Source organism: Janibacter melonis, from assembly GCF_003721155.3.
GTDB classification, from domain to species: Bacteria; Actinomycetota; Actinomycetes; order Actinomycetales; family Dermatophilaceae; genus Marihabitans; species Marihabitans melonis.
Genome location: NZ_CP044548.2, coordinates 2,324,259 through 2,336,339, shown reverse-complemented (window position 1 = coordinate 2,336,339; position 12,081 = coordinate 2,324,259). Strand labels below are relative to the sequence as shown.

At 73.1% G+C, this 12,081-nt stretch carries 11 protein-coding genes; 7 read left to right on the top strand and 4 right to left on the bottom strand.

Annotation, left to right across the window (positions count from 1 at the left end; all coding sequences use genetic code 11):
• Positions 1-8: 8 nt before the first annotated feature.
• Positions 9-704 carry a DsbA family oxidoreductase gene (locus EEW87_RS11125; protein WP_123093505.1) on the top strand — a complete coding sequence of 232 codons (696 nt, stop codon included), beginning with the start codon at positions 9-11 and terminating at the stop codon, positions 702-704.
• A 112-nt stretch (positions 705-816) separates the two neighbouring features.
• Positions 817-2,262: a peptide MFS transporter gene (locus EEW87_RS11120; RefSeq protein WP_123093437.1), complete on the top strand. Its 1,446-nt coding sequence runs from the start codon at positions 817-819 to the stop codon at positions 2,260-2,262.
• A 105-nt stretch (positions 2,263-2,367) separates the two neighbouring features.
• Here EEW87_RS11120 and EEW87_RS11115 read toward each other — a convergent pair whose 3' ends face one another.
• Positions 2,368-3,216 carry an HAD-IIA family hydrolase gene (locus EEW87_RS11115; RefSeq protein ID WP_123093436.1) on the bottom strand — a complete coding sequence of 283 codons (849 nt, stop codon included), beginning with the start codon at positions 3,214-3,216 and terminating at the stop codon, positions 2,368-2,370.
• A gap of 55 nt (positions 3,217-3,271) precedes the next feature.
• Here EEW87_RS11115 and EEW87_RS11110 point away from each other — a divergent pair, with 55 nt between their 5' ends.
• On the top strand, positions 3,272-3,583 hold the full coding sequence (locus tag EEW87_RS11110; protein WP_123093435.1) for a hypothetical protein: 312 nt from the start codon (positions 3,272-3,274) through the stop codon (positions 3,581-3,583).
• A 201-nt stretch (positions 3,584-3,784) separates the two neighbouring features.
• Here the strand turns inward: EEW87_RS11110 and EEW87_RS11105 are convergent, their stop codons facing one another.
• Entirely contained in the window at positions 3,785-4,105 is a 321-nt protein-coding gene (locus EEW87_RS11105) for a hypothetical protein (RefSeq protein ID WP_123093434.1), read from the bottom strand.
• Positions 4,106-4,259: 154 nt separating this feature from the next.
• Between EEW87_RS11105 and EEW87_RS11100 the strand changes: the two genes are divergently transcribed.
• The 4 genes from EEW87_RS11100 to EEW87_RS11085 are packed head-to-tail and all read left to right on the top strand — an operon-like array spanning position 4,260 to position 8,918.
• Complete coding sequence (locus EEW87_RS11100; RefSeq protein ID WP_404812083.1) at positions 4,260-5,702, top strand: magnesium chelatase ATPase subunit I; 1,443 nt, start codon at positions 4,260-4,262, stop codon at positions 5,700-5,702.
• A 2-nt stretch (positions 5,703-5,704) separates the two neighbouring features.
• Entirely contained in the window at positions 5,705-7,771 is a 2,067-nt protein-coding gene (locus tag EEW87_RS11095; protein ID WP_068270561.1) for a vWA domain-containing protein, read from the top strand.
• The gene (locus EEW87_RS11090; protein ID WP_123093433.1) at positions 7,768-8,550 is read left to right on the top strand and encodes a sulfite exporter TauE/SafE family protein; all 783 of its coding nucleotides are present in this window, start codon (positions 7,768-7,770) and stop codon (positions 8,548-8,550) included. The genes EEW87_RS11095 and EEW87_RS11090 overlap by 4 nt, the downstream gene beginning before the upstream one ends.
• Positions 8,551-8,594: 44 nt before the next feature.
• The gene (locus tag EEW87_RS11085; protein WP_123093432.1) at positions 8,595-8,918 is read left to right on the top strand and encodes a TfoX/Sxy family protein; all 324 of its coding nucleotides are present in this window, start codon (positions 8,595-8,597) and stop codon (positions 8,916-8,918) included.
• 306 nt (positions 8,919-9,224) lie between these two features.
• Here EEW87_RS11085 and EEW87_RS11080 read toward each other — a convergent pair whose 3' ends face one another.
• Complete coding sequence (locus EEW87_RS11080; RefSeq protein WP_123093431.1) at positions 9,225-10,220, bottom strand: GTP pyrophosphokinase; 996 nt, start codon at positions 10,218-10,220, stop codon at positions 9,225-9,227.
• Between the two features lie 25 nt (positions 10,221-10,245).
• Complete coding sequence (locus tag EEW87_RS17170) at positions 10,246-12,069, bottom strand: S8 family serine peptidase (protein ID WP_163562438.1); 1,824 nt, start codon at positions 12,067-12,069, stop codon at positions 10,246-10,248.
• Between the last annotated feature and the right edge of the window lie 12 nt (positions 12,070-12,081).

The window sequence follows — 12,081 nt, the reverse complement described above, 5'->3', positions numbered from 1 at the left end:
GCATGGCCCTGCACATCGACATCTGGTCCGACATCGCCTGCCCGTGGTGCTACATCGGCAAGCGCCGCTTCGAGAGCGCGCTCGCCGGCTTCGCCCACAAGGACGACGTCACCGTCACCTGGCACAGCTACCAGCTCGACCCGAGCCTGCCGCGGCACTACGACGGCACCGAGGTCGACTACCTCGTGCAGCGCAAGGGCATGGCGGCCGAGCAGGTGCGCCAGATGACCGCGCACGTCGCCGAGCAGGCGGCCGGCGAGGGCCTGACCTACGACTTCGACTCCCTCGTCGTGGCCAACAGCCTGCGTGCCCACCACCTGCTGCACGTCGCCGCCCGCGCCGGTGTGCAGGACGAGGTCAAGGAGGCGCTGCTCGACGCCCACTTCGTGCGCGGTCTCGACATCGGTGACGACGACGTGCTCGTCGCGATCGGCGGGGCCGCGGGCGTCGACGAGGCGACCGTGCGGGCCGGCCTCGAGGACCCCGAGATCGGTCGCGAGGTGCAGGGCGACTTCGACACGGCGCGCTCGCTGGGCATCCAGGGCGTGCCCTTCTTCGTCCTCGACATGAAGTACGCGGTGTCCGGCGCCCAGCCCGCCGAGGTCTTCACCCAGGCCCTCGAGCAGGCCTGGCGCGAGGGCAACCCGCTGCAGCCGATCGGCGGCGACGCCGCCGCCTGCGGCCCCGACGGCTGCGCGATCTGACCCCTTCGCACCCCCGTCGTCAGGCCGCGGCCGCCGACGGGGGTGACCCCCCGACTTCGCAGATCGAGCCGGTGGTGGCATCGTGGAGAGAGTGCCAAGTCAGCAAGCAACCGTGACGGACCACCCCCGGGACACCCGCTTCTTCGGTCAGCCGGGAGTGCTGGCCAACCTCTTCGGGGTCGAGCTGTGGGAGCGCTTCAGCTTCTACGGCATGCAGGGCATCCTGCTCATCTACCTGTACTACTCGGCCGCCCAGGGCGGGCTCGGGATCGACGAGGGCACCGCGACGCAGATCGTCGGCGCATACGGCGGCGCGGTCTACCTCTCGACCGTCCTCGCCGCGTGGCTCGCCGACCGCGTCCTCGGGCCGGAGCGCACGCTCTTCTACTCGGCCGTCGTCGTCATGCTCGGCCACATCGCGCTGTCGCTGCTGCCCGGTCTGCTCGGCGTCGGGGTGGGCCTCGTGCTCATCGCCATCGGCTCGGGCGGGGTCAAGGCCAACGCGAGCTCGCTCGTCGGGACCCTCTACGACGAGGGCGACACGCGCCGTGACGCCGGCTTCTCGCTCTTCTACATGGGCATCAACATCGGTGCGCTCATCGGTCCGCTGCTCACCGGCGTGCTGCAGAAGGAGTGGGGCTTCCACGCCGGCTTCCTCGCGGCCGCGGTCGGCATGGCGCTCGGTCTCGTGCAGTACACGATCGGCCGTCGCGGGCTGCCCGAGCACTCGCACCACGTCGCCAACCCCCTGCCCGCCGCCAAGCGTCGCGGCTACGTCGTCGGGGGCGTCGTCGCGCTCGTCGTCGTCGCCGCGCTCGTCGCGACCGGCGTCATCTCGGCGGAGCGCCTGGCCAACATCGTCATCGGCGCCGTCGTCGTCGCGACGGTCGCGTACTTCGCGATCATCCTGCGCGACAAGGACGTCACCGGGGTCGCGCGCACCCGCGTGCTCGCCTTCATCCCGCTCTTCGTGTGCAACGCGGTCTTCTGGTCGCTCTACCAGCAGCAGTTCACCGTCGTGACGATCTACTCGGACAAGCGGCTCGACCGCGACCTCTTCGGGTGGGAGATGCCGGTGTCGTGGGTCCAGTCGATCAACCCGGTCTTCATCATTGCGCTCGCGGGTGTCTTCGCCGCGCTGTGGACCCGGCTCGGCCGGCGTCAGCCCTCGACGCCGCTGAAGTTCGGCGTCGCCACGGTCGTCATGGGTCTGGCCTTCTTCCTCTTCCTGCTCATGCCCGCCGGTGCCGGCTCGGCCCCGCTGCTCGGCCTCGTCGGGATCCTGCTCGTCTTCACCATCGCCGAGCTGCTCATCTCGCCGGTGGGCCTGTCGATGACGACGAAGCTCGCGCCGCCGAAGTACACGACGCAGATGATGGCGCTCTTCTTCCTCTCGATCTCGCTGGGCACCGCGATGGCGGGCACGCTCGCCGGGTACTACGACGAGAGCTCGGAGGGACCCTTCTTTTTCTGGGTCGGGCTCGTCGCGGTCATCACCGGGCTCGTCGTCGTCGCGATCAGCAAGCCCATCAAGCGGCTCATGGCCGGGGTCGACTGACCCCCGTCGTCCCTCGTCCACGCGCAGCGGCGCCGTCCGGGTCATCTGGGCGGCGCCGCTCGTGCCTGCGTGGGCGGGTCAGTCCTCGCGGCGGAGCCGCTCGGGTCAGTCCTCGCGGCGGAGCCGTTCGTGCTGGTCGGAGCGGCGGAGCCGCTCGGTGACGAGGGGGACGAGGTCGGCGATCGAGTCGGCGACGCGGGTGGGACGGTAGGGGTAGGTCTCGACCTGGTCGCGGCTCGTGGACCCGGTGAGGACGAGGACCGTGCGCATCCCGGCCTCCTGGCCGCCGATGACGTCGGTGTCCATGCGGTCGCCGACCATGACGGTGTGCTCGGAGTGCGCCTCGATCCGGTTGAGCGCGGTGCGCATCATCAGCGGGTTGGGCTTGCCGACGTAGTACGGCTGGCGGCCGGTGGCGGCGGTGATGAGCGCGGCGACGGAGCCGGTCGCGGGGAGGGTGCCCTGCGGAGAGGGCCCGGAGACGTCGGGGTTGGTCGCGATGAAGCGGGCGCCGCGCTCGACGAGCCGGATCGCCGCCGTGATCGCCTCGAAGGAGTACGTGCGGGTCTCGCCGAGGACGACGTAGTCCGGGTCGCGCGGCGTCATCGTGTAGCCCGCCTCGTGCAGGGCCGTCGTCAGCCCCGCCTCGCCGACGACGAAGGCGGACCCGTGCGGGCGCTGCTCGGCGAGGAAGGTGGCCGTCGCGAGCGCCGAGGTCCAGATCGCCTCCTCGGGCACGTCGATGCCGCTGTGCAGCAGCCGCGCCCGCAGGTCGCGCGGGGTGTAGATCGAGTTGTTCGTCAGGACCTGGTAGCGCACGCCGCTGTCGCGCAGCGCGGCGATGAAGTCGGCCGCGCCGGGGATCGCCTGCTCCTCGTGGACGAGCACGCCGTCCATGTCGGTCAGCCAGGCGTCGACGAAGGGGGCATCGGCCGGGGGCTCGGAGATCGCCATGGGCCCAGTGTGCCCACCCCGGGCGGGGCGCGGGGCGAGGCATACGCTGGCGGGCATGCCCGACCTGCGCAGCCTGCCCACCGCACCCTTCCTCGCCGTCGGCCTCGCCGGGGGCTTCACGCTCGCCCAGCGCACCGGGGTGCGCCCGCTCGGGGGAGCCGTCATGGCGGCCGCGAACGCGCTCTCGGTCCCCGCCTGGCGGGCTGCCGGGGGCACCCCGCTCGCCGCCGGTCTCACCGCGGGCTACTGGGCCTCGATGGGCGTCTCGCACCCGCTCGCGAAGAAGATCGGCACCTGGCCCTCCGTCGCCGCCGTCTCCCTCGGCGCTGCCGCCACCGCCTACCTCCTCGCCGACCGGCGCCGCTGAGGCGCCGCTCCTCCTCGGTGGTCGAGGGGCAGAGGCCTGGTGGTCAGGGTGCGAAGGCCCGTGGTGGTCGAGGTGCGAAGGCCCTTGGTGGTCGAGGTGCGAAGGCCCTTAGTGGTCGAGGTGCGAAGGCCCGTGGTGGTCGAGGTGCGAAGGCCCCCCTGGGCCTGAGCCTCGAGACCACCGGCACACCCCCCCGCCGCCCTACTCCAGCACCTCGGTCGTGAGCACCCCGCTGGACGAGGTCGTGGCGCTGCCGCCCCGGCCGGGGTCGCTCCCGCCTCCCGCGCCCTGCCCGCCGACGCGGTGGCCGGGCTCGGGGATGGCCAGGGTGACGTCGCCGACCGCGACCCAGTCACCGACCATCTCGCAGTCCACGACGACGACGCCGTCGGCGTCCTGCGCCGCGTAGACCTGTCGCGAGCCATCGACCGAGACCGGCTCGGGGCAGGGCCTGGAGCTGCCGCAGGCCGTGAGGAGCGGCAGCGCGAGGGCGACGGCGAGGACCGTCCGCGTCCACGTCATGCCATCACCCCGTCCCCGACGACCCGGTGGGGAGACGCTAGCGGGTGGGGCGGCCCGCCGGGACCCCTTCGTCGCACTCCAGACGAGGTCCGGACCCTGGACAGACCACCCGGCGCTCTTAGCGCTGTCGGATCCGCGGAGTAGCGTTCAAGAAGTGACGGACCCGCTCGAGATCGCGACGCCCCACCCCTTCGAGTCCGCTGGCACGACCCGGCCGGCACCTACGACCCTCGGCGAGCTGCGCCGCAGCGGCCACACGCTGCGCCCCCTTCGCCAGGAGATGCGGGACAACCTGCTCTCCGCGCTGCGCGAGGGGCGTGACCCCTGGCCCGGCATGCACGGCCTTCAGGACACGGTCATCCCCCAGCTCGAGCGGGCGGTCCTCGCCGGCCACGACGTCGTCCTCCTCGGCGAGCGCGGCCAGGGCAAGACCCGGCTGCTGCGCAGTCTCGTCGGGCTGCTCGACGAGTGGAGCCCCGTCGTCGAGGGCTCTGAGATCGGTGAGCACCCGTATGAGCCGATCGCCGTCGAGACCCAGCGCCGTGCCGCCGAGCTCGGCGACGACCTGCCCGTCGTGTGGCGCCACCGCGACGAGCGCTACGCGGAGAAGCTCGCGACCCCCGACACCTCCGTCGGCGACCTCATCGGCGACGTCGACCCGATGCGGGTGGCCGAGGGGCGCCGGCTCGGCGACCCCGAGACCATCCACTTCGGGCTCATCCCGCGCAGCCACCGCGGCATCGTCGCGATCAACGAGCTGCCCGACCTCGCCGAGCGCATCCAGGTCGCGATGCTCAACGTCATGGAGGAGCGCGACATCCAGATCCGCGGCTACCTCCTGCGGCTGCCGCTCGACGTCCTCGTCGTCGCCTCCGCCAACCCCGAGGACTACACGAACCGCGGGCGCATCATCACCCCGCTCAAGGACCGCTTCGGCGCCGAGATCCGCACGCACTACCCCGTCGAGCTCGAGGACGAGATGGCCGTGGTGCGTCAGGAGGCCGACCTCGTCGCAAGCGTCCCCGACGTCCTCGTCGAGATCCTCGCCCGCTTCACCCGCGCGCTGCGCGAGTCTTCCTCGGTCGACCAGCGCTCCGGCGTCTCGGCCCGCTTCTCCATCGCCGGCGCCGAGACCGTCGCGGCCGCGGCGCTGCACCGGGCGAGCGTGCGCGGCGAAGGGGAGCCGGTCGCCCGTCTCGTCGACATCGAGACCGCCGTCGACGTCCTCGGCGGCAAGATCGAGTTCGAGGCCGGTGAGGAGGGCCGCGAGGACGCGATCCTCACCCACCTGCTGCGCAGCGCGACCGTCGACGCCGTCCGCGAGCGGCTGCGCGGGGTCGACCTCGCCGCCCTCGTCGAGGCCATCGCCGACGGCGCGTCAGTCACCACGGGCGACCGGGTGACCGCGGACGAGCTGCTCTCCTCGCTGCCCGACCTCGACGACGACGACGCGCTCTACGACGAGATCGCCGACCGCTTCGCCGCCACCGACGCGGGGGAGCGCGCCGGTGCCGTCGAGCTCGCCCTCGAAGGGCTCTACCTCGCGCGCAAGGTCGACAAGGACAGCGACGGCTCGAGCGTCGTCTACGGGGCCTGACCGTGGCACGCCGGCACCGCTCTCGTTACGGCCGCTACACCGGCGGCCCGGACCCGCTCGCGCCACCGGTCGACCTCGGCGACGCGCTGCAGGCCATCGGCGAGGACGTCATGGCCGGCTCCTCGCCCGAGCGGGCGATGCGCGAGTACCTGCGTCGCGGCAGCGTCGACCAGCGCGGTCTCGACGACCTCGCCCGTCGGGTCGCCGAGCGCCGCCGCGAGCTGCTCGAGGAGACCGATCTCGGCGGCACCCTCGCCGAGATCTCCGAGCTGCTCGAGTCCGCGGTGCTCGCCGAGCGCGGGCAGCTCGCCCGTGACGTCGACATGGACGACACGGACCGCGCCTTCGCGCAGATGCGCCTCGACGGCCTGCCCGACTCGCCGGCCGCGGCCGTCAGCGAGCTCTCCGACTACGAGTGGCGCTCGCCGCAGGCGCGCGCCGACTTCGAGCGGATCAAGGACCTCCTCGGCCGCGAGATGCTCGACCAGCGCTTCGCCGGGATGAAGCAGGCGCTCGAAGGGGCGACCGAGCAGGACCGCCAGCAGGTCCAGGAGATGCTCGACGACCTCGGCGAGCTGCTCGACAAGCACGCGCAGGGTGCGGACACCGAGCAGGACTTCGCCGACTTCATGGCCAAGCACGGCGACTTCTTCCCCGAGGACCCGCAGGACGTCGACGAGCTGATCGACGCCCTCGCGGCGCGCTCCGCGGCGGCCGCTCGGATGATGGCGTCGATGACGCAGGAGCAGCGTGACGAGCTCATGCAGCTCTCCGCCCAGGCTTTCGGGTCGCCGCAGCTCGCGGAGAGCCTGCAGCGCATCGACGGGGCGCTGCAGTCGCTGCGACCGGGCGAGGACTGGTCGGGCTCGGAGCGCTTCAGTGGTGACCAGGGGGTCGGGCTCGGCGACGGCACCGGGGTGCTGCAGGACCTCGCCGACCTCGACGCCCTCGCCGACCAGCTGGCACAGGCCCACGAGGGCGCGCGCCTCGACGACGTCGACCTCGACGCCCTCCAGCGCCAGCTCGGCGACGACTCCGTCGTCGACGCCCGGACCCTCGCCGAGCTCGAGCGCGCGCTGCGCGACAGCGGCTACCTGCGGCGTGGCGCCGACGGCGAGCTGCGCCTGTCGCCGACCGCGATGCGCCGGCTCGGTCAGAGCCTGCTCAAGGACGCGACCGAGCGGCTCTCGCGCCGCACCGGCCAGCACGACAACCGCACGTCCGGCGCGGCCGGCGAGCGCACCGGCGGCACCCGGGAGTGGCAGTTCGGCGACACCGAGCCGTGGGACGTCACCGCGACGGTGGGCAACGCCGTGCGCCGCACCGCGGGCGAAGGGGGTGACCTCACCTCCCTTCGCATCGACATCCGCGACGTCGAGGTCACCGAGACCGAGGCACGGACCCGCTCGGCCGTGGCCCTGCTCGTCGACACCTCCTTCTCGATGGCGATGGACGGGCGCTGGGTGCCGATGAAGCGGACCGCGCTCGCGCTGCACCAGCTGGTGAGCACGCGCTTCCGCGGCGACGACCTGCAGCTCATCGGCTTCGGGCGGTACGCGCGCTCGATGGAGATCGAGGAGCTCACCGGTCTCGACGCGATGTACGACAAGGGCACGAACCTCCACCACGGGCTGCTCCTGGCGAACCGCTTCTTCCGCAAGCACCCGGCGAGCCAGCCGGTGCTGCTGGTCGTCACCGACGGCGAGCCCACCGCGCACCTCATGCCCCAGGGCGAGCCCTTCTTCGACTACCCGCCGCACCCGCTGACCCTGTCGCTGACGGTGACCGAGCTCGAGACGTCGCGCCGCCTCGGTGCGCAGACGACCTTCTTCCGCCTCGGCGAGGACCCGGGCCTGGCACGCTTCGTCGACTCCATGGCCCGGCGGGTCGACGGCTCGGTCGTCGCCCCCGAGCTCGACGACCTCGGCGCGGCCGTCGTCGGGTCCTACCTGCGTTCGCGGACAGGCTTCTCGAACCTCGGCCCGGAGGACGACGGGTACGGCAGGTTCGGCGGCGGACGCTTCGGTGGCTGGTACGGCGACCGCGGCTCCTGGGCCACGGGGGAGTGAGCGCCGACCTCCTGTGGCTCGTCCTGGCCGGCGTCGGTGCCGGTCTCGTCGGGTCCATGACCGGGCTGGCCTCGCTCATCAGCTATCCCGCCCTGCTTGCCGCCGGGCTACCGCCGGTCGTCGCCAACGTGACGAACACGGTCTCGCTCTTCGGCATCACGGTCGGGTCGGTCGCCGGGTCGCAGCGCGAGCTCGCCGGGCAGGGCGCCCGGCTCGTCCGGCTCATCCCGGTGACGGCGGTCGGCGGGGCGATCGGGGCGGCGCTCCTGCTGTCTGCGCCGGCCGGGGTCTTCGAGCTCGTCGTGCCGTGGATGGTGCTCCTCGGCGCGGTGCTGCTGCTCCTTCGAGACCGGATCCGGGTGTGGTCGGCCCGACACTCCGACCCGCACTCGCTGCAGCCCGACCCGCACGCGCGGCGTCGGCGCGGCGCGTGGTTCGTCGCCCTGCTCGCGATGGGGATCTACGGGGGGTACTTCGGGGCGGGTGCCGGGGTCATCGCGCTCGCGCTGCTCTCGCTCGAGCGGGTCGAGCCGCTCGCGGTGACCAACGCGGTGAAGAACGTCGCGACCGGTGCCGCCAACGCTGCCGGGTCCATCGGCTACGTGCTGCTCGCCCCCGTCGACTACCGCGCGGCCGTCGCCGTCATGGTCGGCTCGGTCATCGGCGCCTTCGTCGGACCCGCGGTGGTCCGGGTCGTGCCGGAGACGCCGATGCGGTGGGCCGTCGGCATCTGCGGCATCGGCCTCGCGCTCTACCTGGCCGCCGGCGCGCTGGGCTGAGTCGGACCCTGGCGGGGACGGCGCCCTCTCGGCAGACTGGCCCCGTGGCCTACGACGAGGTGCTCGCGCGACGGATCAGACAGCTGCTCGCGGACCAGCCGGGCACGACCGAGCGGGCGATGTTCGGCGGGCTGGGCTTCATGGTCGAGGGGCACCTGGCGGTCGCCGCCGGCAGCCGCGGGGCGCTCATGGTGCGAGCCGACGAGACCGACGGCGCCCACCCGCTGCTCGCCCCGATGCAGATGCGTGGGCGCACCATGAGCGGCTGGTACGAGACGGCGGCCGGCGCGGAGATCGCCGACGACGTCCTCGCCGAGCTCGTCGAGATGGCCCTGCGCCGGGTGGCCACCCTCCCGCCGAAGGGGTGACGGGCTCCCCCCTTCGCCCCGCTCAGCAAGAGTTGCCCCGGCTTCGCTCGAGTACCTGACTCATGCGAAGTGGGGGTTTATCGGGTGACCCGAGAAACCCGGGGCGGGTGAGGCGGGGCGAGGGTCTGGGCCTAGGCGAGGGGTACCCACCCTCCCGTCGAAGGGGTGACGGGCTCCCCCCTTCGCCCCGCTCAGCAAGACTTACCCCGGCTTCGCACGAGTACCTGACTCATGCGAAGTGGGGGTTTATCGGGTGACCCGAGAAACCTGGGGCGGGTGGGGCGAGGGACGGGGGGGCGAAGGGGGTCAGGCCTCGGGGGGTGGGGGCGTCGTGAGCTTGGCCATCCGGGCGGACAGGGCGTCGCGGCGGTGGGCGTTGCCGGGCAGGTCGAGGTAGAGCCGGCCGAAGTGGTGGAGGAGGTCGTCGTCGAGACGGCGCACGGCGCCCGGCGGGTAGCGGTAGCCCATCTGCGCGGTGACGTCGTCGCTGTCGATGCCCTGGAGCAGCTCGCTCAGCTCGTCGAGCGAGGTGATGCCGAGCTCGAGGAGCAGCCCGCCGATCCACGCGTAGCGGTCGGTGCGCGACCAGCCGGCGGTCGAGTACCGGCCGGCGAGGAAGGCGGTGAGCTCGCTGGCGCCGATGCGCGGGTCGTCGGTGACGGCCTCGGCCGGCTGCGAGCCGAGCTGGAGCTGGAGGCGGTCGCGGATCGCCGAGAACTCCTTGTCGGCGAGCTCGATGAGCCCGGCGGCGAGGGTGAAGCGGCGGTCGAGGTCGGCGACGAGCTGCTCGGGGACGCTGCCCTTGTAGCGGATGTCGTGCTCGAACTCGGCCCACGCGTGCTGCAGGACGGTGCGCAGCTGCACCGAGGCGCAGCGGGTCCGGTCGTAGCTCACGCCCTCGCCGGTGTCACGGGTGACGAGGACGTGCCGGCTCGCGTAGCCGAAGCGGCCCTCGCCGGCCGTCTCGAGACCGAGGTCGCGGTCGTCGAGGACGGTCAGCTGGTCGGCGAGCAGCTCGGCCACCGCGACGACGTCGCTCGCGACGTAGGTGATGACCCGCACCCCGACCTGGTCGGTGATGTCGACGAGCGGGTCGTCGTAGACGAGCTCGCCGTCCAGGCGCCGGGCCGCCTTGGCCGAGAAGGACGCCACCGCCTTCGCCCGACCGCTCACCGTGAGGTAGTTGATCCCGGCCTCGTCGAGCATCGCCGTCACGCGCGCGACCCACTCACCGGTGAGCACCTCGAGCTCGGGGTAGGTCTCGGCGTATCGGGTCACTGCTCGGCGGACGCTGTCGCTCATGCCCGAACCCTCCCACGCACGACCGTCAGCCTGCCTGCTTCTCGGCGGCGTCCACCGCCGCCTCGGCGTCGACGAGCCCCCGACCGAAGTAGCCGTTGAGGTCACGGTCGCCGACGCACGGACCGGCCGCGCTCGGGGTCGCCGGGCAGCGCTGGGAGCGGGCGGTCTCGCCGAGCACCTCGGCCACCTCGTCGGGGGTGAGGTCGGGGTCGGCGCTGATGACGAGGGCCGCGGCGCCCGCGACGTGCGGGCTCGCCATCGAGGTGCCGACGAGTCCCTGGTAGTAGCCGCACCGGGCGGAGGGGTCGGCGTCGTCGGCGCCGGTGCCGCGCGGGCAGGAGCGCTCGACGCCCATCTGGGCCCCGGCGTCGGTCACCCGGCCCTCGCCGTCGACGAGACCGCCGTCGCGCAGCGCGGCTGCCGGGTAGGTCGACAGCACCGCGTCCGGCCCGCCGGTGGCGGGACCGCCCGGGGCGGCGAGGTCGAGGGTGCCGCTGCTCGGGTCGCCCGTGATGTCGGAGTACTCGGCGAGCTCGCGGTCGGGGCCGACGGAGCTCACGGCGATGACGTGCTCGCCCTCCGTGGGCAGGCTGAGGCAGTCGTCGGCGTCGATGGTGCGCTCGCGCGCCTCGGCGCCGTAGTTCGGGCTCGTCGTGTCCGTGCCCGGGTCGCCGTGGTCGCCGCGCCCGTTGCCGGCCGCCGCGACGAGGGTGACGCCCCGGTCGTGGGCGTCGGCGAGGGCACGCCCGACGAGCTCGATCGTCAGGTCCTGCATCGCGGCCTGCGCGGGGGTGTCGCCCGGGGCACCACCGGCGCACGCGTAGCGCCACGGGTCGACGTAGAAGCTCATGTTCGCCACGTCGACGTCGAGGTCGGCCGCGGCCGTGATCGCGTTGACGGTGGGCGCGAGGTAGAACATGCCGGTGTCGGACCCGGCGCGCAGGTTGACCAGCCGCACCCCGGGCGCGACACCCGTGACGCCGAGCCCGTTGCGCGCGGCCGCGATGGTGCCGGCGACGTGGGTGCCGTGACCGCTCGGGTCCTCCTCGACAGGGTCGACGCACGAGTCCTGCTCGCAGTCGCCGTCGATCTCCGGCCGGTCGACGACGAAGTTGCGGGACCGATCGACGTCGACGACACCGGACAGGTCGGGGTGGGTGACGTCGACGCCCGAGTCGATGACGGCGACCGTCACGCCCTCGTCGCCGTCACCCGCGGCGGCCTGGGCCTGCGGCGCCCCGATGAGGCTCATGCCCCACAACCGGTCGTCGAGGGGGTCGGCCTTCGGCGCGGCCGACGCAGCCGACGGCCGGGCCGGGGCGGGGGTCGCGCGCCGGACGGCGGGCACGGAGGTGGCGGCCGGGAGCGACATCGCGCCCGAGCCGTCCTCCTCGGGTCCCTGCCACGCCGGGTCGCGGTCGGTCGCGACCGCGCTCACGCCGTCGACCTGCGCGGCCCGCTCCTCGAAGTCCTCGTCGCTCGTGCGCACCGCGACCATGCCGACAGCGGTGTTGACCGAGATGACCGGCTCGCCGGCGCCGAGCAGGCGGTCGGCGACCGCACGGGTCTGGGCGGGGTCGTCGACGAGCACCACCCACTCGAGCCCCTCGGGCTCGGTCACCGGGTAGGTCGTCACCGACGACGTGCTCTGGGTGCCCTGCGGCAGGGCCGCGGAGCTCGTCGGGCTCGACGAGCCGCTCGAGCTCGCCGATTCGCCCGAGGCCTCGGGCTCCTCACGTCCGATCGAGACCATCGAGCAGGCCGACAGGCTCACCCCGACGACCACTCCGAGCGCCCCTGCCCGGCGCAGCGCGCCCCCCGCACCTGCACGTCTCGTCGACCGTCCCACGGTGACACCCCT

Excerpts from the sequence above, each read along its gene's own strand:
- EEW87_RS11115 (WP_123093436.1), bottom strand. The coding sequence starts at position 3,216 with ATGGCGATCTCCGAGCCCCCGGCCGATGCCCCCTTCGTCGACGCCTGG.
- EEW87_RS11110 (WP_123093435.1), top strand. The coding sequence starts at position 3,272 with ATGCCCGACCTGCGCAGCCTGCCCACCGCACCCTTCCTCGCCGTCGGC.
- EEW87_RS11105 (WP_123093434.1), bottom strand. The coding sequence starts at position 4,105 with ATGACGTGGACGCGGACGGTCCTCGCCGTCGCCCTCGCGCTGCCGCTC.
- EEW87_RS11080 (WP_123093431.1), bottom strand. The coding sequence starts at position 10,220 with ATGAGCGACAGCGTCCGCCGAGCAGTGACCCGATACGCCGAGACCTAC.